General features: G+C 72.2%; 22 protein-coding genes. 12 read left to right on the top strand and 10 right to left on the bottom strand.

What is annotated here, in order from left to right:
* Positions 1 to 2: 2 nt before the first annotated feature.
* Positions 3 to 896: a sugar kinase gene (locus tag AB0J57_RS22765; RefSeq protein WP_366130105.1), complete on the bottom strand. Its 894-nt coding sequence runs from the start codon at positions 894 to 896 to the stop codon at positions 3 to 5.
* Entirely contained in the window at positions 893 to 1,801 is a 909-nt protein-coding gene (locus AB0J57_RS22760; RefSeq protein WP_366130104.1) for a pseudouridine-5'-phosphate glycosidase, read from the bottom strand. The genes AB0J57_RS22765 and AB0J57_RS22760 overlap by 4 nt, the downstream gene beginning before the upstream one ends.
* A gap of 94 nt (positions 1,802 to 1,895) precedes the next feature.
* On the opposite strand from AB0J57_RS22760, the gene AB0J57_RS22755 reads away from it, so the two are divergent.
* Positions 1,896 to 2,252, top strand: coding sequence for a cupin domain-containing protein (locus tag AB0J57_RS22755; protein ID WP_366130103.1), 357 nt, complete (start codon positions 1,896 to 1,898; stop codon positions 2,250 to 2,252).
* Positions 2,253 to 2,276: 24 nt separating this feature from the next.
* Here the strand turns inward: AB0J57_RS22755 and AB0J57_RS22750 are convergent, their stop codons facing one another.
* The 3 genes from AB0J57_RS22750 to AB0J57_RS22740 all read right to left on the bottom strand — a co-directional run bounded on the left by AB0J57_RS22750 (position 2,277) and on the right by AB0J57_RS22740 (position 5,142).
* The gene (locus AB0J57_RS22750) at positions 2,277 to 3,545 is read right to left on the bottom strand and encodes an MFS transporter (protein ID WP_366130261.1); all 1,269 of its coding nucleotides are present in this window, start codon (positions 3,543 to 3,545) and stop codon (positions 2,277 to 2,279) included.
* A 168-nt stretch (positions 3,546 to 3,713) separates the two neighbouring features.
* Positions 3,714 to 4,256 carry a methylated-DNA--[protein]-cysteine S-methyltransferase gene (locus AB0J57_RS22745; protein ID WP_366130102.1) on the bottom strand — a complete coding sequence of 181 codons (543 nt, stop codon included), beginning with the start codon at positions 4,254 to 4,256 and terminating at the stop codon, positions 3,714 to 3,716.
* 58 nt (positions 4,257 to 4,314) lie between these two features.
* Entirely contained in the window at positions 4,315 to 5,142 is an 828-nt protein-coding gene (locus tag AB0J57_RS22740; RefSeq protein WP_366130260.1) for a glycerophosphodiester phosphodiesterase family protein, read from the bottom strand.
* A 338-nt stretch (positions 5,143 to 5,480) separates the two neighbouring features.
* Here AB0J57_RS22740 and AB0J57_RS22735 point away from each other — a divergent pair, with 338 nt between their 5' ends.
* The 6 genes from AB0J57_RS22735 to AB0J57_RS22710 all read left to right on the top strand — a co-directional run bounded on the left by AB0J57_RS22735 (position 5,481) and on the right by AB0J57_RS22710 (position 13,142).
* Positions 5,481 to 6,356: an MHYT domain-containing protein gene (locus tag AB0J57_RS22735; RefSeq protein WP_366130101.1), complete on the top strand. Its 876-nt coding sequence runs from the start codon at positions 5,481 to 5,483 to the stop codon at positions 6,354 to 6,356.
* 164 nt (positions 6,357 to 6,520) lie between these two features.
* On the top strand, positions 6,521 to 8,677 hold the full coding sequence (uvrB, locus tag AB0J57_RS22730) for an excinuclease ABC subunit UvrB (protein WP_366130100.1): 2,157 nt from the start codon (positions 6,521 to 6,523) through the stop codon (positions 8,675 to 8,677).
* Positions 8,678 to 8,813: 136 nt separating this feature from the next.
* On the top strand, positions 8,814 to 9,392 hold the full coding sequence (locus AB0J57_RS22725; protein ID WP_366130099.1) for a TerD family protein: 579 nt from the start codon (positions 8,814 to 8,816) through the stop codon (positions 9,390 to 9,392).
* Between the two features lie 108 nt (positions 9,393 to 9,500).
* On the top strand, positions 9,501 to 11,477 hold the full coding sequence (locus tag AB0J57_RS22720) for a TerD family protein (protein WP_366130098.1): 1,977 nt from the start codon (positions 9,501 to 9,503) through the stop codon (positions 11,475 to 11,477).
* A 245-nt stretch (positions 11,478 to 11,722) separates the two neighbouring features.
* A complete protein-coding gene (locus tag AB0J57_RS22715; protein WP_366130096.1) occupies positions 11,723 to 12,715 on the top strand; it encodes a TerC/Alx family metal homeostasis membrane protein in 993 nt (330 codons plus the stop codon).
* 124 nt (positions 12,716 to 12,839) lie between these two features.
* Positions 12,840 to 13,142 carry an RNA-binding protein gene (locus tag AB0J57_RS22710; protein ID WP_366130095.1) on the top strand — a complete coding sequence of 101 codons (303 nt, stop codon included), beginning with the start codon at positions 12,840 to 12,842 and terminating at the stop codon, positions 13,140 to 13,142.
* A gap of 12 nt (positions 13,143 to 13,154) precedes the next feature.
* On the opposite strand, the gene AB0J57_RS22705 is transcribed toward AB0J57_RS22710, so the two are convergent.
* From AB0J57_RS22705 to AB0J57_RS22695, 3 genes are all read right to left on the bottom strand, one after another.
* Positions 13,155 to 14,438 carry an MFS transporter gene (locus AB0J57_RS22705; RefSeq protein ID WP_366130259.1) on the bottom strand — a complete coding sequence of 428 codons (1,284 nt, stop codon included), beginning with the start codon at positions 14,436 to 14,438 and terminating at the stop codon, positions 13,155 to 13,157.
* Between the two features lie 126 nt (positions 14,439 to 14,564).
* Positions 14,565 to 15,221: an MBL fold metallo-hydrolase gene (locus AB0J57_RS22700; protein ID WP_366130094.1), complete on the bottom strand. Its 657-nt coding sequence runs from the start codon at positions 15,219 to 15,221 to the stop codon at positions 14,565 to 14,567.
* A 9-nt stretch (positions 15,222 to 15,230) separates the two neighbouring features.
* A complete protein-coding gene (locus AB0J57_RS22695; protein WP_366130093.1) occupies positions 15,231 to 15,932 on the bottom strand; it encodes a maleylpyruvate isomerase family mycothiol-dependent enzyme in 702 nt (233 codons plus the stop codon).
* 195 nt (positions 15,933 to 16,127) lie between these two features.
* Here AB0J57_RS22695 and uvrA point away from each other — a divergent pair, with 195 nt between their 5' ends.
* Complete coding sequence (gene uvrA, locus AB0J57_RS22690) at positions 16,128 to 19,124, top strand: excinuclease ABC subunit UvrA (protein WP_366130092.1); 2,997 nt, start codon at positions 16,128 to 16,130, stop codon at positions 19,122 to 19,124.
* Between the two features lie 309 nt (positions 19,125 to 19,433).
* Here uvrA and AB0J57_RS22685 read toward each other — a convergent pair whose 3' ends face one another.
* Positions 19,434 to 20,336, bottom strand: a complete 903-nt coding sequence (locus tag AB0J57_RS22685) for a carbohydrate kinase (RefSeq protein WP_366130091.1) — start codon at positions 20,334 to 20,336, stop codon at positions 19,434 to 19,436.
* 123 nt (positions 20,337 to 20,459) lie between these two features.
* Here AB0J57_RS22685 and AB0J57_RS22680 point away from each other — a divergent pair, with 123 nt between their 5' ends.
* A complete protein-coding gene (locus AB0J57_RS22680) occupies positions 20,460 to 20,888 on the top strand; it encodes a Rieske (2Fe-2S) protein (RefSeq protein ID WP_366130090.1) in 429 nt (142 codons plus the stop codon).
* Between the two features lie 32 nt (positions 20,889 to 20,920).
* Here the strand turns inward: AB0J57_RS22680 and AB0J57_RS22675 are convergent, their stop codons facing one another.
* Positions 20,921 to 21,850 (bottom strand): hypothetical protein, encoded by a 930-nt coding sequence (locus AB0J57_RS22675; RefSeq protein WP_366130089.1) that lies wholly within the window; start codon positions 21,848 to 21,850, stop codon positions 20,921 to 20,923.
* A 224-nt stretch (positions 21,851 to 22,074) separates the two neighbouring features.
* On the opposite strand from AB0J57_RS22675, the gene AB0J57_RS22670 reads away from it, so the two are divergent.
* From AB0J57_RS22670 to uvrC, 3 genes are all read left to right on the top strand, one after another.
* Entirely contained in the window at positions 22,075 to 22,683 is a 609-nt protein-coding gene (locus tag AB0J57_RS22670) for a papain-like cysteine protease family protein (RefSeq protein WP_366130088.1), read from the top strand.
* Positions 22,684 to 22,688: 5 nt separating this feature from the next.
* The gene (locus tag AB0J57_RS22665) at positions 22,689 to 23,483 is read left to right on the top strand and encodes a hypothetical protein (protein ID WP_366130087.1); all 795 of its coding nucleotides are present in this window, start codon (positions 22,689 to 22,691) and stop codon (positions 23,481 to 23,483) included.
* 183 nt (positions 23,484 to 23,666) lie between these two features.
* Complete coding sequence (gene uvrC / locus AB0J57_RS22660; protein WP_366130086.1) at positions 23,667 to 25,664, top strand: excinuclease ABC subunit UvrC; 1,998 nt, start codon at positions 23,667 to 23,669, stop codon at positions 25,662 to 25,664.
* The last annotated feature ends 4 nt before the right edge of the window (positions 25,665 to 25,668 follow it).

Genomic DNA, 25,668 nt, shown 5'->3' with positions numbered 1-25,668 from the left:
CCTCACCGGACTTCCGGGCGCCCGCCCACCAGGGTGACCGCCCTCGCTCCCGCGCGGCAGCCGGCTTCGGCGGCGGCGGTGGGGTCCGCGCCGGACAGGCGGGCCGCCAGGAAGGCGCCGGTGAACGCGTCACCCGCGCCCGTGGAGTCGACCGCCCGTACCGCGGGGGCCGGGACGCGCGAGACGACCCGCCCCGACACGGCGACCAGCGCGCCCGCCGAGCCCAGGGTCACCGCGACGAGCGGGAAACGGCGGCTCAGCGCGGCCGCCGCGGCGGCGGGGTCGGCCAGGCCCGTCAACAGCGCCGCCTCGTCGGCATTCGGCAGGAACACGTCCACGCCTTCCACCGCGGCCAGGAAGGGGGACACGCCCAACTCCGAGACGAATCCGGCCGATGCGGGGTCCACGCTCACCGGAACGCCCCGCTGCCGTGCTGTTGCCAGGGCCAGCCGCGCCGTCTCGCGGCTGGTCCCGGCAAAAAAGAGATACCCGGACAGGTGCAGGTGGGACACCCCGTCCAGCAGGGTTGGCGACCAGTCGCCAACGCCGAGCCGGAGTGCCGCGCCGCTGTCCGTGAGGAACGTCCGCTCGGCGGCCGCGTCGACCAGCGCCACCACCGTCGCGGTCGGCGCCCCCGGGTCCCGTACCAGCAGCGGCCGTACCCCCGCGTCCCGTAGCCGCTCCTCGTGCCAGGCCGCCCAGTCGGTTCCCACCCGCGCCAGTATCCGCACGTCCGCGCACCCGGAACGCGCCGCCCAGCACGCCACGTTCGCCCCCGCCCCGCCCGGCAGCGTCCGGATCCGCGCGGCCGTGTCGGTGGCCGGGGCGAGCGGCGCGCCGTGCCGGGCCACGACGTCGGTGACCACGTCCCCGACCACGAGCAGCGCGCCGCTCACAGCGCGGCCGCGATACGCGCCGCCAGCCGCACATTGCCCCGCACCGCCGCGAGGTTGGCCTCCAGGGACGCCCCGTCGGTGTGCCGCATCAGGTACTCCAGCAGGAACGGCGTCACGCCCTGCCCGGTGATCCCGCGCTCCCGGCACTCGTCCAGCGCCCGCGCGAGCACCCGGTCGTGCAGGCCCGGGTCCAACTGCTCCTCCTCCGGCACCGGATTGGCGACGATCAGCGCCGCCTCCGGGCCGCCCAGCGCGTCCTGCGCCCGCATCACCGCCGCGACCTCCTCCGGCGACCGCACCGTCCAGTCGACCGGCTCGCCGGAGGACGTCAGGTAGAAGCCGGGGAAGTGGTCCGTCCCGTAGCCCAGGACGCCGACGCCCAGCGTCTCCAGGCGCTGGAGCGTCGCGGGCACGTCCAGGATGGACTTGACCCCCGCGCACACCACGGTGATCCGGGTCCGCGCCAGCAGCCGCAGGTCGGCCGACTCGTCCTGGGTCTGTGCCCACTCGCGGTGGACGCCGCCGAGCCCGCCGGTCGCGAAGACCCGGATGCCCGCCCGCGCCGCCAGGAACGCGGTGGCCGACACCGTCGTCGCACCGCTCGCCCCCGCTGCCACGGCGGGCGCGAGGTCGCGGTGGCCCAGCTTGCGCATGCCGGGATCGGCCGCGACCCGCTCCAGCTCCTCCTTGCCCAGTCCCACCCGCGCCACGCCGTCCAGCACGGCCACCGTGGCCGGGACGGCGCCGCCCGCCCGTACCAGCGCCTCCAACTCCTCCGCCACGGCCAGGTTCCGTGGCCGGGGCAGGCCGTGGGCGATGATCGTCGACTCCAGGGCGACGACGGGCCGGCGCGCGGCCATCGCCTCCCGTACCTCTTCCGACAGGGTCACTGTGGTCTCCGGCATGTCCCCATCCCTGGCGCGATGACGCCCCGCGCAAACGTCCGAACGGTCACCTGTGTCACACGGCTCCCACCGGCCCCCGCTACAGTCACCGGCCATGACGACCATGGACCGACCCTCGTTTGCCGTGCACATACCCGACGCCGAGTTGGAGCCCGAGCCGCTGGACCCCGGGCAGATCGTCTCCGGCGACCCGGTCGTGACCGGCAAGGTGCTGTGGGAGTCCGCCGACGGCACGCAGGTGCGCGGCATCTGGCAGATCACCCCCGGCGTGGTGACCGACACCGAGGCCAACGAACTCTTCGTCGTCGTCAGCGGCCGCGCCACCGTGGAGGTCGAGGGCGGCGACACCCTGGAACTCGGACCGGGTGACGCCTGCGTGCTCCGCGAAGGCGACCGTACGACCTGGACGGTGCACGAGACGCTGCGCAAGGCGTACCACATCTGCCTCTGACGCGACCGGCCGCGCGGCCGGTGATCAGACCCGCTTGCGCCGTACCGCCAGGGCGGCCAGCGGGAGGAGGAGCAACGCCCCCACCGCGTTCAGCCAGCCGTACCCCGCCTGGGCGACGATCAGGCCGGCCCCCACGCCGCCGACGCCCGCCGCCGTGTTCATGGTCAGGTCCGACAGACCCTGCACGGCGGCGCGGGCGGCCTGCGGCACGGAGTCCGTCAGCAGCGCGGAGCCGGACACCAGCCCCGCCGACCAGCCCAGCCCCAGCACGAACAGCCCCGCCGCGGTCTGCCCATGGCTCGCCCCGGCCGTCCCGGCCAGGAGCGCGGCGACGGCCAGCAGCCCCACCGCCAGGCCGATCACCGACAGCCGGCCCAGCCGGTCCGACAGCCAGCCCATCACGGGCGAGAACGCGTACATGCCCGCGATGTGACCGCTGATGACGAGCCCGATCAGGGTGATGTCCGCCCCGTGGTGGCTGAGCGCCACCGGAGTCATCGACATGATCGAGACCATCGCGGTGTGCGAGACCGCCACGGTCACCAGCGCCAGCCGGGCGCGCGCCGACTCCCGCACCGCCCGCACACCGGCCCGCAGCGACCGGCCCTCGGACCCCTCGGCCTCCTCGGCGCCCGCCGCCAGGGCCCGCGCGGTCAGCAGCGGATCGGGCCGCAACAGGACCGCGACCAGTGCCGCCGACACGAGGAACACCCCGGCCGCCCACAGGAACGGGCCCGCTGCCGCCGGTATCCCCAGCCCCGCCACGCTCCGCCCGGCGGGCGCGGCGATGTTGGGCCCCAGCACCGCGCCGATGGTCGTCGCCCACACCACGGTGGAGATGGCCCGCCCGCGCCGCTCCGGCTCCGCCAGGTCCGCCGCCGCGAACCGGGCCTGGAGATTGGCCGACGACCCGGCGCCGAACCCCGCCATGCCGGCCAGCAGCAGCGGGAAGCTCCCGAGGACCGCGGCGATCACCACCACACCCGCCCCGGCCGCGCCGATCAGATACGCCAGCACCAGCCCCGGCCGCCGCCCCCGCGCCGTCATCAGCGCGGCCAGCGGCATGGACAGCAGCGCCGTCCCGGCGACGGTCGCGGTCGGCGCCAGACCCGCGAGCGCCTCGGTCCCGCTCACCTCCTGCGCCAGTACGGAGGCGAGCGCGATCCCGGTCGCCACCCCCAGCCCTCCCAGGATCTGGCTGGCGATGAGGACGGCCGAGATCCGCCGCCGCAGCGCGGGCAGTCCGGCGGCCGTGACGGAGGCCGTGACGGACGCCGTGACGGGCGCCGGCACGGCTTCGGGTGCGACCCCGGAACGAGCGCCCGAGCGGGTGCGGGGGCTGGAGGGGGCGTCGAAGGGGGTGCTGGAGGGGGTGTCGGAGCGGGACGTCCTCACTGGCCCGGAGGCCGGCGGTATGTCGGGGTCTGTAGTCACCGCGGCAGTTTGCCACCCCTTACAGGATCAGAACAGTGGCTGCGGCAACACCCCTTCCAGCGCGAGCAGCCGGCGCTTGGTCTCCAGCCCTCCGCCGAACCCGCCGATTCCCCCGTCGCTCTCCACCACGCGATGGCACGGCACCACCACCGGCAGCGGATTGGCGCCCATCGCCGCGCCGACCGCCTGTGCGGCACCCGGCTGGCCCACCCGGTCGGCCAGGTCCCCGTACCCGACGACCGTTCCGTACGGCACCCCCGATGCCAGCTCGCGCAGCACCTGCCGGTTGAACCCGGTCGTCAGCGACCAGTCGAGCCGCAGCCCGAACTCCCGCAGCCCGCCCGCGAAATACGCCTCCAGCATGCGTATCGGCTCGGCCAGCCGCCCCGTCGCACTCTCCACGAGCTCCGCGCCGAGCTGCCCCTCCAGCCGCTTCAGCGCCCGGTCGCGCACCGCGTCGTCGGCGTGGAACGCCACGCTCACCAGCCCCTCGCCCGTCGCGGCGAGGAACAGCGGGCCGATGTCGCTGCCGACGACGGCCCACTCCACGAACTGCCCGTTGCTGTCCATGCCGACCACCGTACGACCGGCCACTGACAACGCCGGCCGGGACGAGGAACGCCCCAGGTCAGCGCACCGCTTCCCGTACCACGTCCGGGTTGTTGGTGATGATCCCGTCCACTCCGAAGCCGTCGGCCCGCACCGCGCCCACCGCGTCGTTCACGGTCCACGTGTTCACCCGCAGCGGCTTGCCGTGCGCGCCCTTCAGCCGGTGCACGGCCGCGACGTAGTCGGCGGTGAGAGTCGTGTGGGCGGGATTGATCTGGTCGGTGAAGGCCGCGTAGGACGGCAGGTCGCCGACCGCCGGGGTGCCGAGGAACCCGGTGGTGATGTCGGGCCGCCGCTGGTGCACCGCCTTCACGGTCGCGGCGCTGAAGCTCTGGATGACCAGCCGGCCGGCGACGTGCCGGCGGTCCAGCCAGCCCTCCTCGCCCAGGACGCGCAGGGTGTCCCGCTCGATCCCGGGGTACAGCTCCGGCTTCTTGATCTCCAGGAGCAGCTTCTGGTGGTTGCGGTCCACACGGTTCAGGTACTGCTCCAGCGTCGGCACCCGCGCGCCGGCCCACTTGTCGCCGAACCAGCCGCCGGCGTCCAGCGTGGCGATCTCCGCGGCCGTGAAGTCCGCGACCTTCCACGGGGCCCGGCCGGGGAAGCGCTGTTCCACGTCCGTGGTGCGGGCCAGGCTGTCGTCGTGGAGGACGACCAGTTCGCCGTCCTTGGTGCGCTGGACGTCGTTCTCCACCCAGGTGAAGCCCATGTCGCGGGCGAGGTCGATCGCGGCCAGGGTGTTCTCCGGCGCGTACGCGGAAGCGCCGCGGTGCGCGATGACGAGCGGATCGCCGTCCCGGACCGCCGCCGGGGCCCCGGCGGCCGTCGCGGAACCGGTGGGGGACAGCACGAGGGCGCCGGCCGTGGCGAGCGCGGCGGCCGTGACCAGTGCGGGCCGTAGGGACACGTGAGCTCCTCGGGTCGGGGGTGTCCGGACGGCCCGAGCCTGGCAGGTTACTGTCAACGGGGCACAGGCGAAGGATGGCCGGAATGTGAACGGTTCGGCCCCCGCCCCCGCGTCGGCACCCTTCTGTCGACAAATCTCCGTGCAAATGTTTGTTCGGTCCTTGACGCGCCATAGCCTCGCCCCCGTACCAGCGGGTACACATGGCACCAGCACCGGCGCCGCCGCACGCGCGCGAGGCTTCCGGACAGGCGGGGCACCAGGAGTGAAGGGCGTACGGGATGCAGGGCACGGTCGACGGATTCAGCTACGGCTTTGTCACACCCGTGGCCGCTTTTCTCATGGCGTGCCTGGGCGGTGCCCTGGGGCTGCGCTGCACCACCAGGTCCCTTCGCAAGCACGGCCCCGCCAAGATCGGCTGGCTGACACTCGGCGCCACCTCCATCGGCTCGGGCATCTGGACCATGCACTTCATCGCGATGATGGGCTTCACCGTCCAGGAAGCGCCGATCGGCTACGCCCCATTGATCACCTTCGCCAGCCTCGCCGTGGCGATCGTGATGGTCGGCATCGGGATCTTCATCGTCGGATACCGGGGCGCCACCGCGATGGCCCTGGTCACCGGCGGCACCCTCACGGGTCTCGGCATCGCCACCATGCATTACCTCGGCATGGCCGGAATGCGCCTGCCGGGCCGGCTCCAGTACGACACCCTCACCGTCGCCCTCTCCGTCGTGATCGCGGTCGTGGCGGCGACCTCGGCGCTGTGGGCGGCCGTCTCGATCCACGGGTTCCTGCCCAGCCTGGGCGCCAGCCTGGGCATGGGCGTCGCGGTGACCGGGATGCACTACACGGGCATGGCCGCCGTCAGCGTCCACCTGCACGGCGACGCCCTCACGGCGGGCGCCGGCGACACCGCCACCTCGCTCCTCGCCCCCATGCTGGTCGGCCCGGCGGTGTTCCTGCTGCTCGCCGGGTTCGTGGTGGTGGCCGACCCGCTGCTGGTGACGGGCAACCGCGACCGGGGGCGCCCCACGCTCACGGCTTCCCGCGGCGCCGGTGTGCCGGCCCAGTGGCGGAGCCACCCGTACCGCGAGCCGGGCATCCGGTCACGGGACGGGATGCCGCGCCGCCGGCAGCGCGCCGGCGACCGCTGACTGGCCCGGCGCCCTGACTGCCCCGGCGACCGCTGACGGCCCGGGCGACCGCTGACGACGGCTGACGATCGCTGAGGGCCGCCGACGGCTGCCGACGGCCGTCGATCGCCATCGAGGGCCCCGCTCGGCCCCCGACTGTCAGTGCCGGGTCGTACGGTGGTTTCATGCGGCCCGTTTCCAAGATCGAACGCTCGGTGGCGCCCTTCGAGGTCGTCAGCCCCTACCAGCCCAGCGGCGACCAGCCGACGGCCATCGCCGACCTGGCCCGGCGCATCCGCGCAGGCGAGAAGGACGTCGTCCTCCTCGGCGCGACCGGCACCGGCAAGTCGGCGACGACCGCCTGGATGATCGAGCAGTTGCAGCGCCCCACGCTCGTGATGGCGCCGAACAAGACGCTGGCCGCCCAGTTGGCCAACGAGTTCCGCGAGCTCCTGCCGAACAACGCGGTCGAGTACTTCGTCTCGTACTACGACTACTACCAGCCCGAGGCGTACGTCCCGCAGTCCGATACCTACATCGAGAAGGACTCCTCGATCAACGAGGAGGTCGAGCGGCTGCGCCACTCCGCCACGAACTCCCTGCTGACCCGCCGGGACGTGGTCGTGGTGGCCTCCGTCTCCTGCATCTACGGCCTGGGTACGCCCCAGGAGTACGTCGACCGGATGGTCCCCCTCAAGGTCGGCGAGGAGATCGACCGGGACCAACTGCTGCGCCGCTTCGTCGACATCCAGTACACCCGCAACGACCTGGCGTTCGCCCGGGGCACCTTCCGCGTGCGCGGCGACACCATCGAGATCTTCCCGGTCTACGAGGAGCTCGCCGTCCGGATCGAGATGTTCGGCGACGAGATCGAGGCCCTCTCCACGCTCCACCCGCTCACGGGCGAGGTCATCAGCGACGACCGGGAGCTGTACGTCTTCCCGGCCAGCCACTACGTGGCGGGCCCGGAGCGCATGGAGAAGGCGATCAACGGCATCGAGCGGGAGCTCGAGGAGCGCCTGGCCGAGCTGGAGAAGCAGGGCAAGCTGCTGGAGGCCCAGCGGCTGCGGATGCGCACCACGTACGACATCGAGATGATGCGCCAGATCGGGTCCTGCTCCGGCATCGAGAACTACTCGATGCACTTCGACGACCGCGAGCCCGGCTCCCCGCCCAACACCCTCCTCGACTACTTCCCGGAGGACTTCCTGCTCGTCATCGACGAGTCCCACGTCACCGTGCCCCAGATCGGCGCGATGTACGAGGGTGACGCCTCCCGCAAGCGCACCCTCGTCGACCACGGCTTCCGGCTGCCGTCCGCGCTCGACAACCGGCCGCTGAAGTGGGAGGAGTTCCAGGAGCGGATCGGGCAGACCGTCTACCTGTCCGCGACGCCCGGACAGTACGAGCTCTCCCGCTCCGACGGCTTCGTCGAGCAGATCATCCGCCCCACCGGTCTCGTCGACCCCGAGGTCGTCGTCAAGCCCACCGAGGGGCAGATCGACGACCTGGTCCACGAGATCCGCCTGCGCACCGAGCGGGACGAGCGGGTCCTGGTCACCACCCTCACCAAGAAGATGGCCGAGGACCTCACCGACTACTTCCTGGAGCTGGGCATCCAGGTCCGCTACCTGCACAGCGACGTCGACACCCTGCGCCGGGTGGAGCTGCTGCGCGAACTGCGGGCCGGTGACTACGACGTGCTCGTCGGTATCAACCTCCTCCGTGAGGGCCTCGACCTCCCCGAGGTCTCGCTCGTGGCGATCCTCGACGCCGACAAGCAGGGCTTCCTCCGCTCCGGCACCTCGCTGATCCAGACCATCGGGCGCGCGGCGCGCAATGTCTCCGGCCAGGTCCACATGTACGCGGACACCATCACCCCGGCCATGGCACAGGCCATCGACGAGACCAACCGCCGGCGCGAGAAGCAGGTCGCGTACAACACGGCCAACGGCATCGACCCGCAGCCGCTGCGCAAGAAGATCAACGACATCGTCGCGACCATCGCGCGCGAGGAGGTCGACACCGAGCAGCTCCTCGGCAGCGGCTACCGCAAGTCCAAGGACGGCAAGGGCGCCAAGGCCCCCGTCCCGTCGCTCGGCTCCGCGCCGGCGAAGGGCGGCGCCAAGGCGGGGGCCAAGGCGGCCAAGGCGGGCGCCGGCAAGGGCGCGCTGGTCAGCGACCGTCCCGCGGCCGAACTGGCCGGAATCATCGAGGAGATGACCGACCGGATGCGAGCTGCCGCCGCCGAGCTCCAGTTCGAGGTGGCGGCGCGACTGCGCGACGAGGTGAGCGAGTTGAAGAAGGAGCTGCGGCAGATGAAGGAGGCGGGCATCGCCTGAGCCGCCGCGGCCGGTGTGTTGCAACACCGCCACAAAAGAGGGCCTGGCCTGATGCCGTCTCGCGGCCCCTGCGTAGGGTGCTGGCAACCGCACTCTTAAGACGGTCGCGGGGGTACGCAACGAGAGGGGACAGCGCGTGACGGTCAACATGACCAAGGGCCAGGCCATCAGCCTGCAGAAGAGCGACGGGGGTACTCTCACGGCGGTGCGGATGGGGCTCGGCTGGCAGGCGGCGCCGCGTCGCGGTCTGTTCGGCTCGCGCACCCGTGAGGTCGACCTGGACGCCTCGGCGGTGCTCTTCGCCGAGAAGCAGCCCGTGGACGTCGTCTTCTTCCGTCACCTGGTCAGCGACGACGGCTCCGTCCGCCACACCGGTGACAACCTGGTGGGCGGCGCGGGGCAGGGCGGTGACGACGAGGCCATCCTCGTGGACCTGGAGCGGGTCCCGGTCCACATCGACCAGATCGTCTTCACGGTGAACTCCTTCACCGGCCAGACGTTCCAGGAGGTCCAGAACGCCTTCTGCCGCATCGTCGACGAGACGAACGGTCAGGAGCTCGCGCGATACACCCTGGACGGCGGCGGCCAGTACACCGCGCAGATCATGGCCAAGGTGCACCGGGCCGGTTCGGGCTGGCAGATGACGGCTCTGGGTAACCCGGCCAACGGCCGGACGTTCCAGGACCTGATGCCGTCGATCCTGCCGCACCTGTAGGCACGCGGCGCAGTCGCACGCACCCGCACACGCAGATCCACCCGCAGCTCCCGGAGGCCAGGCCGCCGGGAGCTGCGGCCCACACCGAGGCAGCGAGGGGACACAGGCATGACGGCCGAGCTGGTCCGGGGGCAGAACCATCCCCTGCCCCACACCCGACTCGAGATCCGGGTGTCGGCCGGCGCACCGGTCATCGCCGGTGCCACGCTCGGCGACCAGAACGGCACGGTGGCCGGCCCCGAATGGGTCGCCCACCCCGGCTCACCCGCCCTGCCGGGCCTCGAGGTGTCCAGGCAGGCGGCCGCCGACCACCGGCTCGCCGTGGACCTCGGCGCCCTGCCCGAGGAGTGCCACCGGGTGACGGTGCTCCTCGCACTGCCCCTCACCGCGGGCGGCCCGGCCCGGTTCGGCGCCGTCGCCGCGCCCTTCGCCGCGGTCACCGCCCTCGACGGCACCGAGGTCGCCGGCTACACCATCACCGGGCTGGACACCGAGTCCGCCGTCGTCGCCCTGGAGCTGTACCGCCGCCAGGGCGCCTGGAAGATGCGCGCGGTCGGCCAGGGGTACGCGGGCGGGCTCCCCGCGATGCTCGCCGATCAGGGCCTCGACCGGGCCGCCGAGCTCGCGGACACCATCCAGCGAGCGGTCGCGACCGGGATGACCCGGTCGGTCGCCGCACCCCCGCCCCGTACCGCCGAGGGTGACCGGGCCAGGCGCGGTGCCTCACTGACCACGTCCGGCGCCCCCGCCCCGGCGGACGCCGCCCCCGTCCCCGGCCCGGCCCAGGACAACGGCCCGGCCCCGGACACCGCCCCGGCCCCGGACACCGTCCCGGCCGCCCAGGTCTCCGCCGGGCCCATCAGCTACGCCCACCCGCGCCGCGCGGTCACGGCTCCCCAGACCCCGGGCGCCGCCACCGGCCGCCCCGGGACACCGCCGCCCGGCCGGCCCGCCGCGCCGGTCGCCGGTGACGCAACCGGATGGTCCATGGACGAGCGCCTGTACAACCAGGTCTGGGGCATGTTCGAGGACCTGGCCCGCACCACGGCCGCCTACCGCAGCGCCGTCGACTTCGCCGAGTCCCGCATGGACCAGGAGCTCGACCGCGTGCTGTCCGACCCGCGCAGCCGTATCGGCTCTGCCGGTGACGCCGCCCGCGCGGCGGCCCGTGCGAAGTGCGACGAGCTGACCGCCCGGGCCCGTGAGGCGCTCGACCGGGACCTGGCGCAGCTCACCGCCGAGGCGGAGGTCGTCGAGCCCGCCCTCCCGGTCGCGTACGCGGACTGGGACAACCCTGTCTGGCACGGCTACCGCGTTCCCACCGAGGCCCCGATGGCGGTGCGCCTCGGCGACCTGCACCTGCCCGAGAGCCCCGGGCTGCGCATCCCGATGCTGGTGCGGCTGCCGCTGGAGCGCGGCCTGTGGGTGGACAGCGGCCGCTCCGGTTCCGACGCCGCCGTCCTGATGGACGACGGCGAGCTGCGCCGCCTGGCCGTGGACACGGCGGTCCTGCACGCGGCGCGGCTGCTCGCGGTCCATCCGGCGGGCGGGTACGCCGTCCACGTCATCGACCCGGCGGGTTCGGCGGCCGCGTCGCTCGCCCCGCTGGCCGCCTCCGGCGTGCTGGCCGCACCGCCGGCGGCCGGGGCCGGGGGAGTGGCCTCGGTCCTCACCCGCCTCACCCAGCGCGTCGAGCTGGTGCGGATGGCGGTCAGCGGTGGTGCGACCGACGCCCTCCCGCCCGACCTGGACACCGCCGACCAACTGCTGATCGTCAACGACTTCCCGCACGGCTTCGACGACCGGGCCGTCACCCAACTGCGCTACCTGGCGGACGAGGGCCCGGCGGTCGGCGTCCACCTGCTGCTCGTCGCCGACCGCGAGGACGCCCGTGCCTACGGGCCGGTGCTCGACCCGCTCTGGCGGTCGCTGCTGCGCCTGACGCCCGTCCCGGACGACCACCTCGCCGACCCGTGGGTCGGCCATGCCTGGACGTACGAGCCGCCCCGGCTGCCGGCCGGCAGCGGTGTGCTGCGTCACGTCCTGTCCCAGGTGGCCGGGGCCGGGCCCAACTGGCGCCGCTGACCTGCGCACTTGGAGTTCTCTTTACTTTTGCCTTTACCTTTCTTTGGTCTTTGCGGTAACGTTCTTGGTGCGGAGGGGAGTACTCCCGTGCGCGGCGTGCCCGTCAGTACGGACGGTCGGACATGAGACCGGTCCCGGGGCGCCGGCCCGTGGTGTGACTCGGTGAAGGACGCCGGGCCGCCCGGGTGGAAGAGACCTCCGGCAGCGACGACGCTGATCAGTAGCCGTACGACGCCGGAGGCGCAGTGGACGTTTCGATGAGTCTGTGGGTGGCGACCGTTCTTGGTCTGTCCGCCCTGATCGCGGTCGACTTCTTCATCGGGCGCAAGCCCCATGACGTATCGATCAAGGAAGCCGGTACCTGGACGGTCGTCTGGATCGTCCTCGCCGCACTGTTCGGTCTGGGACTGCTGTTCTTCGGCGAGAGCCAGGCGTCCGGCGAGTTCTTCGCCGGTTACATCACCGAGAAGTCGCTGAGCGTCGACAACCTCTTCGTCTTCGTCCTGATCATGGCGAAGTTCTCGGTGCCCAGCCACCTCCAGCAGCGGGTGCTGCTCATCGGTGTTCTGGTGGCCCTGGTCCTCCGCGCGATATTCATCGCCGCGGGCGCGGCGATCATCGCCAGCTTCTCCTGGGTCTTCTACATCTTCGGCGCGTTCCTGATCTACACCGCCTGGAAGCTCATCCAGGAAGCGCGTGCCGATGAGCCGGAAGAGGAGTTCGAGGAGAACCGCCTCCTCAAGTCCATCGAGAACCGCTTCGGTGTCGCCGACAAGTACCACGGCACCAAGCTCTTCATCCGCAACAACGGCAAGCGGGTGCTGACCCCGCTGATGGTCGTCATGCTCGCCATCGGCACCACGGACGTCCTGTTCGCGCTGGACTCCATCCCCGCGATCTTCGGCCTGACCCAGGACCCGTACATCGTCTTCACCGCCAACGCCTTCGCCCTGATGGGTCTGCGACAGCTCTACTTCCTCATCGGCGGCCTGCTGAAGAAGCTGGTCCACCTGAGCTACGGCCTGTCGGTGATCCTCGGCTTCATCGGCGTCAAGCTGGTGCTGCACGCCCTGCACGAGTCCGGGGTGCACGTGCCCGAGATCTCCATCCCGTTCTCGCTGGCGGTCATCTGCGGCGTGCTGATCATCACCACGATCACCAGCCTGATCGCCTCCAAGAAGCAGGCGGAGCGCGAGGCCGCCGAGCAGGAGACCCCGAAGGACAGCGTCGGCGCCTGAGTGACCGACGCCGGCACAGCACGGCACCGGCCGGTACGGGCTCGCATTGCGACCCGCACCGGCCGGTGCTTGTTTGGACGGTGAACGCCCCCGCTCATGAGGGGCCCCCGGCGTGGAGACACCCATGAAGTTCACGCAGATCATCGACTTCGAGACCGAGCGCATCGACGAACTGGAGGCCCTGCTGGAAGAGCGCAGGGCCTCGCTGGCCGACAAGGACTACGGCCCGGTCGACCGCATCCTGCTGCGCGACCGCGACAACCCCAACCGCTATCTGGCGATCGTGGGCTTCGCGTCCCATGAGGACGCCATGCGCAACAACGACGACCCCGACACCCAGAAGATCGCCGAGAAGCTGTCCGCCCTGTGCACCAGGCCCCCGGCCTTCACCAACTGCGATCTCATGGCGCGGCAGGATCTGCGCTAGGGCGCCGGGGCCTCATGCGGTGGCCGACTCCATGGCGGGCCGCGCCACCGGTTTGGGCAGCGTCTCCGGCAGCAGGGCGAAGCAGCCCAGACTGAGCAGCGCGATCCCCGTCAGGTACGCGGCCACGCCCCACGGCGGCCCGGATCCGCCGGCCGCGGCCGTGGCCACGATCGGGGTCAGCGCCCCACCCAGCACGCCCGCCAGGTTGTACCCGACGGCCGCGCCGGTGCAGCGCACCCTCGGCTCGTACAGCTCCGGCAGATACGCGGCGACCACGGCGAACATGGTGATGAACGCCAGCAGCGCGCCCGTGAAGCCCAGGAACATCAGCAGCGGCCGCCCCGTGTGCAGCAGGCTCACCATCGGGAACATCCACAGCGCGGCGGCCGCGCACCCCGCCAGGCACAGCGGCCGCCGCCCGTAACGGTCGCCCAGCATCGCGGCGAACGGCGTGGCCACCCCCTTGACCGCCACCGCCGCCATGATGCAGACGAGCATCACGGTACGGCTCACCCCGAGCCGCTCCGTGCCGTACGCCAGCGCCCACGTGGACACCGCGTAGAACACGGCGTACCCGACCGCCAGCGCCCCGGCCGTCAGCAGCACCAGCCGCCAGTGCCCGCGCGCCACCTCCACCAGCGGCGCGCTCGCGCGCGTGCCGGTCTCGGCCAGCTCCCGGAACTGGGGCGTCTCCGTCAGCGACGTACGCAGCAGCAGCCCTCCGGCCGCCAGCAGCCCCGCCGCCCAGAACGGCACGCGCCAGCCCCACTCCCGGAACTGGGCGTCGCTCAGCCCCGCCGAGAGCGCCAGCATCACCCCGTTCGCCAGCAGGAACCCGACCGCGGGGCCGATCTGCGGGAAGCTCGCCCACAGCGCGCGCCGCCGCTCGGGCGCGTGTTCCGCCGTCAGCAGCACCGCCCCGCCCCACTCCCCGCCGAGCCCCAGCCCCTGGAGGAACCGCAGTACCAGCAGCAGCACCGGAGCGGCCACGCCGAGTGTCTCGTACGACGGCACGCAGCCCACCGCGACGGTCGCGGCCCCGGTCAGCACCAGGGACGCGAACATCACCGGCCGCCGCCCGTACCGGTCACCGATGTGCCCGAAGATGACGGAACCGAGCGGACGCGAAAGGAAACCGATCGCGAACGTACCGAAAGCCGCCAGCGTCCCGGCGACCGGCGAGAACGTCGGAAAGAACAGCGGTCCCAGGACCAGCGCGGCCGCCGTCCCGTAGACGAAGAAGTCGTAGAACTCGACGGCGGTCCCGGCGAGCGAGGCGGCGGCGAGCCGCACCATGGAGGGCGTGGTCGAGGACGCACGCGGACTATGACTCTGGCGCATGTCGCGCCAACTACCCACGACCCGCCCGGGTTACGGGGCGCACGGGGGTCGCACGGGAGTGTCCAGCGGCCGGGAGTGTGTCTACCAGCCGCGCTCGCGCCACTCCGGGAGCTTCGGGCGCTCCTCGCCCAGCGTGGTGTCCTTGCCGTGGCCCGGGTAGATCCAGGTCTCGTCCGGCAGCACGTCGAACAGCTTCGTCTCGACGTCGAGGATCAGGCTGGCGAAGGCGTCGGGGTCCTTCCAGGTGTTGCCGACGCCGCCGGGGAAGAGGCAGTCGCCGGTGAAGACGTGCGGGTGGCCGTGCGGGTCGTCGTAGATGAGAACGATCGAGCCGGGGGTGTGCCCCACCATCCGGCGGGCGGTGAGCTCCACCCGGCCGACCCTGATCGTGTCCCCGTCGTCGACCGGCACGTCCGTCGGGACGTCGATGCCTTCGGCGTCGTACCGCCCGGCGTACGTACGGGCGCCGGTGGCCGCCACCACTTCCGCCAGCGCGTCCCAGTGGTCGCGGTGGCGGTGGGTGGTGACGACGGACGCGATGCCGTCGTCACCGATCAGCCGGAGCAGTGTCGCGGGCTCGCTGGCCGCGTCGATCAGGAGCTGCTCGCCGGTGGCCCGGCAGCGCAGCAGGTAGGAGTTGTTGTCCATCGTCCCGACCGCGACCTTGGAGATCATCAGGTCCGTCAGCTCGTGCACATCGGCGGGTCCGCCCACCTTCACCGCTCCGCTGTACGTCATGTTTCCAGCCTATAGCGGGGGCAGTACGGGAAGGGTGCCACCCGAGACCTCCAGCGCCGCACCGTCGCGGCGGCCCGCGAGCCAGCCGAGGAGGTCCGGCGCCGGGCCGGAGACGGTCACCGCGGCGCCCTCGTCGCCGCCCGTGCGCCACTCCTTGCCGGCCGCGTCGCCGGTGCCGGTGGCCACCAGGCGGGTCGGCGGTACGGTGGGATGGCCGGTGAAGCGTTCGGCCAGGAAGTCGATCTCGCGCTCGGTGAACTCCTGCGGCAGGTCCTCCAGCTCGTACCCGACGCCCAGGTCGACGTGGTGCAGCTCCACCTCGACGAGGCGGCGGAAGGGCAGCCGCGCGGCCCGGTCGGTCACACCGTTGCGCAGCTCCACCGTGCGGTCCCAGTCGGCCGGGACGTCGCTCTCCGCCTGGAAGCGGGCGGCGCTCTCGCGGACGTCGTCGAGCTGGACCGCCAGGGGCCGGTGGGCGTCGCGCTCGATGTCGGCGTCGCGTGCCTCGGCGCTGACGTACATCGGGCGGCCCTGGAGGACGTTCACGAGGGCGTCGGCGTTGCGGGCGAGGTGGGCCAGGACGTGGCCGCGCGTCCAGCCCGGGAGCCGCGAGGGAGCGGCCAGGGCGGCGTCGTCGAGTTTGGCGGTCGCGGTGAGCAGCCGGTCGGTCGCCTCACGTACAGAGGCCAGGTCATGCACATGGTCGATCATGCTGCTGACCCTAGCGCCGCCACACGATCGGGTGAAGGTGGCGGAGCGCGGCCGGAAATCGAATGCACGTGCTATACGCTCGGTGGAGGCATCCTTGAAAGTCAGGCATCCATCCATTTGGCGGCCCCCCGTAGGCTTGAACAGTCTGGGACGGGGGCTGTGCCCCCGCTTCTCTCAAGAAAGGTGCGGACCGGCGTGGCCGACCGTCTCATCGTCCGTGGCGCGCGCGAGCACAATCTGAAGAACGTCTCGCTCGACCTCCCGCGCGACTCCCTCATCGTTTTCACCGGGCTCTCGGGGTCGGGCAAGTCCTCCCTCGCGTTCGACACGATCTTCGCCGAGGGGCAGCGCCGGTACGTCGAGTCGCTCTCCTCCTACGCCCGGCAGTTCCTCGGCCAGATGGACAAGCCGGACGTCGACTTCATCGAGGGCCTCTCCCCGGCCGTCTCGATCGACCAGAAGTCGACCTCGCGCAACCCGCGCTCCACGGTCGGCACCATCACCGAGGTCTACGACTACCTGCGGCTGCTCTTCGCGCGCATCGGCAAGCCGCACTGCCCCGAGTGCCGCCGGCCCATCTCGCGCCAGTCGCCGCAGGCCATCGTCGACAAGGTGCTGGAGCTGCCCGAGAGCAGCCGCTTCCAGGTCCTGTCGCCGCTGGTGCGCGAGCGCAAGGGCGAGTTCGTCGACCTCTTCGCCGACCTCCAGACCAAGGGCTACAGCCGGGCCCGGGTGGACGGGAAGACCATCCAGCTCGCCGAGCCGCCCACGCTGAAGAAGCAGGAGAAGCACACCATCGAGGTGGTCGTCGACCGCCTCACGGTCAAGGACAGCGCCAAGCGGCGGCTGACCGACTCCGTCGAGACCGCGCTGGGCCTGTCCGGCGGCATGGTCGTGCTCGACTTCGTCGACCTCCCCGAGGACGACCCCGAGCGCGAGCGGATGTACTCGGAGCACCTGTACTGCCCGTACGACGACCTGTCCTTCGAGGAGCTGGAGCCCCGCTCCTTCTCCTTCAACTCGCCCTTCGGCGCCTGTCCCGAGTGCACCGGCATCGGTACGCGCATGGAGGTCGACCCGGAGCTGGTGGTCCCCGACGAGGAGCGGTCCCTCGACGAGGGCGCGATCCACCCCTGGTCGCACGGCCACACCAAGGAGTACTTCGGGCGGCTGATCGGCGGGCTGTCCCAGGCCCTCGGCTTCCGCACCGACATCCCCTGGGCCGGGCTGCCCGCCCGCGCCAAGAAGGCGCTGCTGTACGGGCACAAGACCCAGGTCGAGGTGCGCTACCGCAACCGGTACGGCCGGGAGCGGGCGTACACCACGCCCGCCTTCGAAGGCGCCGTCTCCTTCGTCAAGCGGCGCCACAGCGAGGCCGAGAGCGACTCCAGCAGGGAGCGCTTCGAGGGCTACATGCGCGAGGTGCCCTGCCCCACGTGTGAGGGCACCCGGCTCAAGCCGATCGTCCTCGCGGTCACGGTCATGGAGAAGTCCATCGCGGAGGTCTCCGCGATGTCCATCAGCGAGTGCGCCGACTTCCTCGGCGAGCTGAAGCTGAACGCCCGCGACAAGAAGATCGCCGAGCGGGTGCTCAAGGAGGTCAACGAACGGCTGCGCTTCCTGGTCGACGTGGGCCTGGACTACCTGTCGCTGAACCGCGCGGCCGGCACGCTGTCCGGCGGCGAGGCCCAGCGCATCCGGCTGGCCACCCAGATCGGCTCCGGCCTGGTGGGCGTGCTGTACGTCCTGGACGAGCCGTCCATCGGCCTGCACCAGCGCGACAACCACCGGCTCATCGAGACCCTGGTACGACTGCGCGACATGGGCAACACCCTGATCGTCGTCGAGCACGACGAGGACACCATCAAGGTGGCCGACTGGGTCGTCGACATCGGCCCCGGCGCGGGCGAGCACGGCGGCAAGGTCGTGCACTCGGGCCCGTTGAAGGAGCTCTTGGCCAACAAGGACTCCATGACCGGGCAGTACCTGGCCGGGAAGCGGTCCATCCCGGTGCCGGACATCCGCCGCCCGGTGGACCCGGCACGGCGGCTGACCGTGCACGGCGCCCGGGAGAACAACCTGCGGGACATCGACGTCTCCTTCCCGCTCGGCGTCCTCACGGCGGTCACCGGGGTGTCCGGCTCCGGCAAGTCGACGCTGGTCAACGACATCCTGTACACACACCTGGCGCGCGAGCTCAACGGCGCCAAGTCCGTGCCCGGGCGGCACACGCGCGTGGACGGCGACGACCTCGTCGACAAGGTCGTCCACGTCGACCAGTCGCCCATCGGCCGCACGCCGCGCTCCAACCCGGCGACGTACACCGGTGTCTTCGACCACGTCCGCAAGCTGTTCGCCGAGACGATGGAGGCGAAGGTCCGGGGCTACCTGCCGGGCCGGTTCTCCTTCAACGTCAAGGGCGGCCGCTGCGAGAACTGCGCCGGTGACGGCACCATCAAGATCGAGATGAACTTCCTGCCGGACGTGTACGTCCCGTGCGAGGTCTGCCACGGGGCGCGCTACAACCGGGAGACCCTGGACGTCCACTACAAGGGCAAGTCCATCGCCGAGGTGCTGGACATGCCGATCGAGGAGGCCCTGGAGTTCTTCGAGGCCGTCCCGACGATCGCACGCCACCTGCGCACCCTCACCGAGGTCGGCCTCGGGTACGTCCGGCTGGGCCAGCCCGCGCCGACGCTCTCCGGTGGCGAGGCGCAGCGCGTGAAGCTGGCGTCCGAGCTCCAGAAGCGGTCGACGGGCCGCACGGTGTACGTCCTGGACGAGCCGACCACCGGTCTGCACTTCGAGGACATCTCGAAGCTGATCAACGTCCTGTCCAACCTCGTCGACAAGGGCAACTCGGTGATCGTCATCGAGCACAACCTGGACGTCATCAAGACGGCCGACTGGGTCGTCGACATGGGCCCCGAAGGCGGCAGCGGCGGCGGCCTGGTCGTCGCCGAGGGTACGCCCGAGCAGGTCGCGGGCGTCCCTGCCAGCCACACCGGCAAGTTCCTCCGGGACATCCTCGGCGCGGACCGCATCAGCGACGCGGCACCGGCGGTACCGGCGGCGCGGAAGCGGACGGCCACGAGGAAGACGGTCTCGGCGGTGGACGGGGTACCCCGCAAGACGGCCACGGCCAAGACCACCAAGCCGAAGAAGCAGACGGCCCGGTCCACCACGTCCTGACGGACGTCCTGTCCGGAGCGCCCTGGCCGGGACGTTGCGCCCCGACGGCTGGTCCTGATGGGTGCGCCCTGGCCGGGACGTCCTGCCCGGACGTCCTGGCCGCGGCCGGTGCGTAGCCGGGCGGACGCGCGGCGCGGTACGGGGTCCGGACGCCCGGCGCGGCACGAGCCCGGGCGGCCGGCTCGGCTCTTCGGCGGGCCCGGCCCGGCGAAACCCGGCCGAGCCGGGCTGCGCGGGGCGGCCCTCAGGGGCGTCCCCGGCGGGCCGTCCCGCGCCAGGCACCGGCTCGGCCCTGGGCGCGCCGGGGCGTCAGGCGGGACGCGTGAGCTCCGCGGCGTACGGGGGCTCCGCGCCCGGGCGGGAGCAGGTGATCGCCGCCGCGCGGGCGGCGAAGGACAGCAGGTCCGCCCAGGCCGGGGCGTCCAGCGCGGACAGGGGCCGGTCGCCCAGGCCGTGCAGCAGCGCCGCGTTGACCGTGTCGCCCGCGCCGATGGTGTCGGCGACCGTCACCGGGGCCCCGGGCACCGAGACGGTCAGGTCGCCCGTGAAGACCGTCAGCCCGTTCCCGCCCCGGGTCAGCACCACCGCCGACGGCCCCTTCGCCAGCCACTCCTCCGGCGAGCCGCCCAACCACCGCGCGTCCTCCTCGGACAGCTTCAGCAGCGAGACGTACGGGAGCCAGCCCACGAAGCGCGCCCGGTAGGCGTCCGCGTCGGGGATCAGGCCGGGCCGGACGTTCGGGTCCAGCAGCGTGAGCACCCCCCGCTCCGCCTCCCGCCGCAGCAGCGCCTCGTACGCGCTCGCGCCCGGTTCCAGGACCAGCGAGCACGTGCCGAAGGCGATGGCCCGTACCGCCTCCGGCAGTGGCCCGGGCAGCTCGAAGAGCCGGTCGGCCGTGCCCTCCGCGTAGAAGGAGTACCCCGCCGAACCGTCCGCCCCGACCGACGCCACCGCCAGCGTCGTCGGTTCGGGACCGCGCTGTACGAGGCCGGTCGCGACGTCCGCGGCTCGCAGCCCCTCCAGCAGCGCCTCGCCGAACGCGTCCGTGGAGACCCGCGAGCAGAAGGCGGCCTCGGCACCGAGCCGGCCCAGCGCCACCGCCGTGTTGTACGGGCCGCCGCCCCGTCGCGGCACCAGGGCCGACAGCGGCCCGGTGCCCGGCGGAGCGTCGGGAACGAGGTCGATCAGGGACTCTCCCGCGGCGACGATCATGAGCCCGAACGTAGCCCATCGCCTCCGCCCACGACAGCCCCCGAACCCGGGCGAAGGGCCGCCGATCTACCCCGGTATCGTCGGTTCCGTCACCCGCTGCCCCCAGCCCACCGTGGAGCCCCCATGCCCGGCCAGCCGACCGCCCGCCGTACCGTGCTGAAAGGCGCCGCCCTCGCCGGTGCCGCCGGGCTCGGCGCGGCCGCCTGCTCCACCGAGTCGAAGCTCGGCCACGCCCAGACCCCCACCCCGACCGCTCCCGTGGACCTGGGCGCGGCGGACGCGGTGCCGGTCGGCGGTGCCAAGCTCTACCGCGAGCAGCGCCTGGTGGTGAGCTGCCCCGCGAAGGGCCAGTACAAGGCGTTCAGCGCCCAGTGCACGCACGCGGGGTGCGTCTTCGACAAGGTCGAGGGCACCGAGGGCAACTGCCCCTGCCACGGCAGCCGTTTCGACGTCACGACCGGCCAGCCGCTCAAGGGCCCGGCGACCGCCGCCCTGCCCGAGGTCCCGGTCAAGGTCACCGACGGCAAGCTCGTCGCCGGCCCCGACGCGTAAGCCGTGTAAGCCGTGTAAGCCGCGTAAAGGGGTCACTCCCAGTCCCAGTCGATCCCCAGAATCCCGGGCCGGACCCCCTGCTCCACGAAATGGACCGTGCGGTGCCGTCCGCTCAGCGTCAGGTCGCCGCGGGCACCGCGCGGCGCGCCCGCCGACGTCTGGGCGAAGCGCCGGCACCGTACCGGCAGGGCGCTCTCGTGGAACCGCACCTGAAGGACGTACTGCCCGCCCGCGAAGCTGAAGCCGCGCACGTACTCGCCGCTCACCCCGCCCGTGCCGTCCTCGAAGCCGTACCCGAAGAAGTACGTCTCGCCCGCCCGCAGCCGCGCGTCGAACAGCAGCTCCGCGACCACCACCCCGGTCTCCGCGTGCCGCCGCACCCGCCCCGTACGGCAGTTCTCGCCCGCCCGTACGACCACCCGCTCCGGGTCGCAGCCGGGGTCCCCGTGGTGGATGGCCAGGTAGCGGTCGACGCCGTCCCGGTGGGCCCGCACGACCTGCTGCGAGTCCCGGCCGACCAGCTCCCGCGCCGCCCCTATCCGTACCCGCTCCTGGTGCCCCACCGTGTGCAGCCCGCCGTCCGCCGGCGTCTCCAGCTCCGCGATCAACTGCTCCACCACGCCGGACGCCTCCACCAGCGACCGGTAGGAACGCCCCGCAGGCCTGGTCGCCGCCGTTCCCTCCGCGACCGGGTCGCCGAGCAGCCGGATCAGTGACTCGCCGGGGAGCTGGAGCAGCTCCTCCAGGGCTCGCACCGCCTTCAGCGACTCCGGCCGCTGCGGCCGGCGGGCGCCCTGCTGCCAGTAGCAGAGGCTGGTCACCCCGACCTTGATGCCGCGGTGGGCCAGATGGTGCTGGACCCGCTGGAGCGGCAGCCCGCGCACCGCCAGGGCCGCGCGCAGTGCCAGGTGGAAGGGGCCGGTGTGCAGGATCTGCGCCAGATCGGTCTCGGTGTGTGCCATGGGGAGTCCTCAGTGAACGTTCACGACGGGGCGGTGCGACTCCGGGCCGGTGGTGACGGGCGGGCTGGTGGGGGCGGGGATCCGTTCACTCGTCAACCAGTGGCGTTCACAGCGCGGTGTCACCCCGCATTGAAGCGTGTTGACCTGCTCCCGACAACGATCGATGCTCCCAGCAGCGTCCGGACGCGATCCTCCCTCCCCACATCCCCAGCCGGAGGAACGCGATGCGCAATCCGAACAACCCCCCAGGAAAGGCAAGGCAGTTCGTCCTCGCGGTGCTCCTCGCCGCCACCACCGTCCTCTCCCTCCCGGTGACCGCCGCCACCGCCCAGGAGAACCCCGCGACGGCGCTCGCCGCCAAGCGCCTGAACATCACCATGCAGGCACAGCAGAAGACCAACTGGTGCTGGGCCGCCGGCGGCAACACCATCGCCGCCTGGTTCGGCCGTTCGTACTCGCAGAACCAGTTCTGCAACGCCGCCTTCAACCGGCAGCAGGGCACCGACTGCCCCAACTGGCAGGCCACGCTCGGCAACGTACAGACCGGGCTGCGCTGGGCCGGCATCAACCCGGGCTCGTACGTCGACGGCTGGCTGCGCTACTCGACCGTGCAGACCGAGATCAACGCCAACCGCCCGGTCGAAACCCGCATCCAGTGGTCGAGCGGCGGTGGCCACATGCACGTGATCTACGGCTACGACGACGCGAGCAACTGGGTGTACTGGGGCGACCCCTGGCCCTCCAGCGACCGCTACAACTGGGCGTCGCACGCCTGGTACGTCGACAACAACTCCTTCTCCTGGACCCACTCGCTCTACCGGATAGGGGCGTGAGACCGATGACCCGAGGTCGTGTCACGGCAGCCGCCGCGCTCGCCCCCGCACTGCTGCTCCTCGCCGCCCCCACCGCCACCGCCGCCGACACCCCCGGCGCGGCGGTGACCGCCCCCGCCACCCTCGACACGCTGTCGCGGTTCTTCGCCCGCGACGGTGCCGTGACGCGGTCCGCCGCGCAGCCCCGCATCGAGGGCTCCACCGTCCCCGTACGCGTCCTGTCGCCCAGCTTCGTGGCGGGCAGGCCGGGGGCACCGGTGGCGAGGATCGAGTTCCACGCCGCCGGGGCGGTCTCCTCGGACGGACAGAAGGCGTCCGTGTGGACCGCCCGCCAGGGCGCCAAGGGATGGCAGGTCGTGAACATCGCGACCGGCGACGACGAGATCCGGTACGCGCGCGAGGGCGCCCGCCGACTGCCCGGCGGGGTGGTCTTCCGCGAGCCCCAGATCGACGCCTGGTACGTCCACAAGGGCACCAAGGTGCTCCCGCTGGACGAGGACGCCACGCGCGCGGTGGGCGCGAACGGCACCACGCTCGCCGCCTACCGGGACCGGGTCGCGGCGGCGTACGGGGACAAGCTCCCCGGCACGGCGTACGCCCGCAAGGGCGCCGCCGGCGGATACGGAGCCCCCGCCTCCGCTACCGCCGCCACCACCGCCTCCGCTGCCGCATCCACCACCGCCGCCTCCGCCCCCGCCGGGCCGGCCATGCCCGCCGCCCCCGTGGCGGCAGCCGCACTCGCCGGCCTCGCCCTGGCGGGCCTGGCCACCGCCCGTACGCGGCGCCGCCGCCGTACCTGACCGCCCCGCCCCGGGGCACCGGGCCGCCGGGCCGCCCGGCCCCGCCGGGACACCGCGCCGGGCACCGCCCGGCCCGGCGGTCGCCGTGGAGCGCTTCCGTCCCCACCGGAGGCGCTCCACGGACGTTCCGCGGACACCTCGGGGACACCCGTGGTGTCAGTGGACGCCAGTAGGGTGTGAGACATGGCAGACCCCTCCAGCTACCGCCCCAAGCCGGGACAGATCCCCGACTCGCCGGGGGTCTACAAATTCCGTGACGAGCACCGCCGGGTGATCTACGTCGGGAAGGCGAAGTCCCTGCGCCAGCGGCTCGCCAACTACTTCCAGGACCTGGCGGGCCTGCACCCGCGCACGCGCACGATGGTTACCACGGCCGCCTCCGTCGAGTGGACCGTGGTCTCCACCGAGGTCGAGGCGCTCCAGTTGGAGTACTCGTGGATCAAGGAGTTCGACCCGCGGTTCAACGTCAAGTACCGCGACGACAAGAGCTATCCGTACCTGGCCGTCACCCTCAATGAGGACTTCCCGCGCGTGCAGGTCATGCGCGGCCAGAAGAAGAAGGGCGTGCGGTACTTCGGGCCGTACAGCCACGCCTGGGCCATCCGCGACACGGTCGACCTGCTGCTGCGCGTCTTCCCCGTGCGTACGTGCTCGGCCGGGGTGTTCAAGAACGCCGAGCGCACCGGCCGCCCCTGCCTGCTCGGGTACATCGGCAAGTGCTCGGCGCCGTGCGTGGGCCGCGTGGACCCGGAGGAGCACCGGGAACTGGCCGAGGAGTTCTGCGACTTCATGGCCGGCCGCACCGGCACGTACATCCGCCGCCTGGAGAAGGACATGATGCTGGCGGCCGAGGACATGGAGTACGAGAAGGCCGCCCGGCTCCGTGACGACATAGAGGCCCTCAGGCGGGCCATGGAGAAGAGCGCCGTCGTCCTCGCCGACGCCACCGACGCCGACCTGATCGCCGTCGCCGAGGACGAGCTGGAAGCCGCCGTGCAGATCTTCCACGTCCGTGGCGGCCGGGTGCGCGGCCAGCGCGGCTGGGTCACCGACAAGGTCGAGGCCGTCGACACGGCGGGCCTCGTCGAGCACGCGCTCCAGCAGTTGTACGGGGAGGAGAGCGGCGACGCCGTCCCCAAGGAGGTCCTCGTCCCGGCGCTTCCCGAGGACCTGGACGCGATCACGCAGTGGCTCAGCACCCGCCGCGGGTCGAACGTCTCCCTGCGCATCCCGCAGCGCGGTGACAAGAAGGCGCTGATGGAGACCGTGGGCCGCAACGCCCAGCAGGCCCTGGTGCTGCACAAGACCAAGCGCGCCAGCGACCTGACCACCCGCTCGCGCGCGCTGGAGGAGATCGCCGAGGCCCTGGACCTGGAGACGGCGCCGCTGCGCATCGAGTGCTTCGACATCTCCCACCTCCAGGGCGAGGACGTCGTCGCCTCCATGGTCGTCTTCGAGGACGGCCTGCCCCGCAAGAGCGAGTACCGCCGCTTCCAGATCAAGGGCTTCGAGGGCCAGGACGACGTCCGCTCCATGCACGAGGTGATCAGCCGCCGCTTCAAGCGGTACCTCGCCGAGAAGGAGAAGACCGGCGAGTGGGCCCTGGAGGAGACCGACGGCGAGGTCCCGGCCGGGGCGCCGGAGGACGACGGCCGGCCGAAGAAGTTCGCGTACCCGCCGCAGCTCGTCGTGGTCGACGGCGGACAGCCGCAGGTCGCCGCCGCCCGGCGGGCCCTGGACGAGCTCGGGATCGACGACATCGCCGTCTGCGGCCTCGCCAAGCGCCTGGAAGAGGTCTGGCTGCCCGGCGACGACGACCCCGTCGTCCTGCCCCGCTCCAGCGAGGGGCTGTACCTCCTCCAGCGGGTCCGTGACACGGCTCACGACTTCGCCATCCGCTACCAGCGCACCAAGCGCCACAAGCGGATACGGACCAGCCCGCTGGACGCGGTCCCGGGCCTGGGCGACACCCGCAAGCAGGCGTTGATCAAACACTTCGGCTCGGTGAAGCGGCTGCGGCAGGCGACAATCGAGCAGATCTGCGAGGTGCCGGGATTCGGCCGGAAGACCGCCGAAGCCGTGGCCGTGGCCCTCGCCCAGGCGGCTCCGGCCGCTCCCGCCGTGAACACGGCGACAGGAGAGATCATGGAAGACGACGACGGGGGAACCGGAAATGACTGAGCAC

It is taken from the genome of Streptomyces sp. NPDC049837 (assembly GCF_040674455.1).
In the GTDB taxonomy this organism is placed as follows: domain Bacteria; phylum Actinomycetota; class Actinomycetes; order Streptomycetales; family Streptomycetaceae; genus Streptomyces.
The sequence above is the reverse complement of the archived record's forward strand: the minus strand, read 5'-3'. Positions and strand labels throughout refer to the sequence as shown.

Coding starts and splice junctions, on each gene's coding strand:
- uvrC (WP_366130086.1), top strand. CDS start 23,667: ATGGCAGACCCCTCCAGCTACCGCCCCAAGCCGGGACAGATCCCCGAC.
- AB0J57_RS22735 (WP_366130101.1), top strand. CDS start 5,481: ATGCAGGGCACGGTCGACGGATTCAGCTACGGCTTTGTCACACCCGTG.
- AB0J57_RS22745 (WP_366130102.1), bottom strand. CDS start 4,256: ATGGACAGCAACGGGCAGTTCGTGGAGTGGGCCGTCGTCGGCAGCGAC.
- AB0J57_RS22665 (WP_366130087.1), top strand. CDS start 22,689: ATGACCCGAGGTCGTGTCACGGCAGCCGCCGCGCTCGCCCCCGCACTG.
- uvrB (WP_366130100.1), top strand. CDS start 6,521: ATGCGGCCCGTTTCCAAGATCGAACGCTCGGTGGCGCCCTTCGAGGTC.
- AB0J57_RS22685 (WP_366130091.1), bottom strand. CDS start 20,336: ATGATCGTCGCCGCGGGAGAGTCCCTGATCGACCTCGTTCCCGACGCT.
- AB0J57_RS22695 (WP_366130093.1), bottom strand. CDS start 15,932: ATGATCGACCATGTGCATGACCTGGCCTCTGTACGTGAGGCGACCGAC.
- AB0J57_RS22675 (WP_366130089.1), bottom strand. CDS start 21,850: ATGGCACACACCGAGACCGATCTGGCGCAGATCCTGCACACCGGCCCC.
- AB0J57_RS22755 (WP_366130103.1), top strand. CDS start 1,896: ATGACGACCATGGACCGACCCTCGTTTGCCGTGCACATACCCGACGCC.
- AB0J57_RS22710 (WP_366130095.1), top strand. CDS start 12,840: ATGAAGTTCACGCAGATCATCGACTTCGAGACCGAGCGCATCGACGAA.
- AB0J57_RS22680 (WP_366130090.1), top strand. CDS start 20,460: ATGCCCGGCCAGCCGACCGCCCGCCGTACCGTGCTGAAAGGCGCCGCC.
- AB0J57_RS22720 (WP_366130098.1), top strand. CDS start 9,501: ATGACGGCCGAGCTGGTCCGGGGGCAGAACCATCCCCTGCCCCACACC.
- AB0J57_RS22760 (WP_366130104.1), bottom strand. CDS start 1,801: ATGCCGGAGACCACAGTGACCCTGTCGGAAGAGGTACGGGAGGCGATG.
- AB0J57_RS22700 (WP_366130094.1), bottom strand. CDS start 15,221: ATGACGTACAGCGGAGCGGTGAAGGTGGGCGGACCCGCCGATGTGCAC.
- AB0J57_RS22670 (WP_366130088.1), top strand. CDS start 22,075: ATGCGCAATCCGAACAACCCCCCAGGAAAGGCAAGGCAGTTCGTCCTC.
- AB0J57_RS22705 (WP_366130259.1), bottom strand. CDS start 14,438: ATGGTGCGGCTCGCCGCCGCCTCGCTCGCCGGGACCGCCGTCGAGTTC.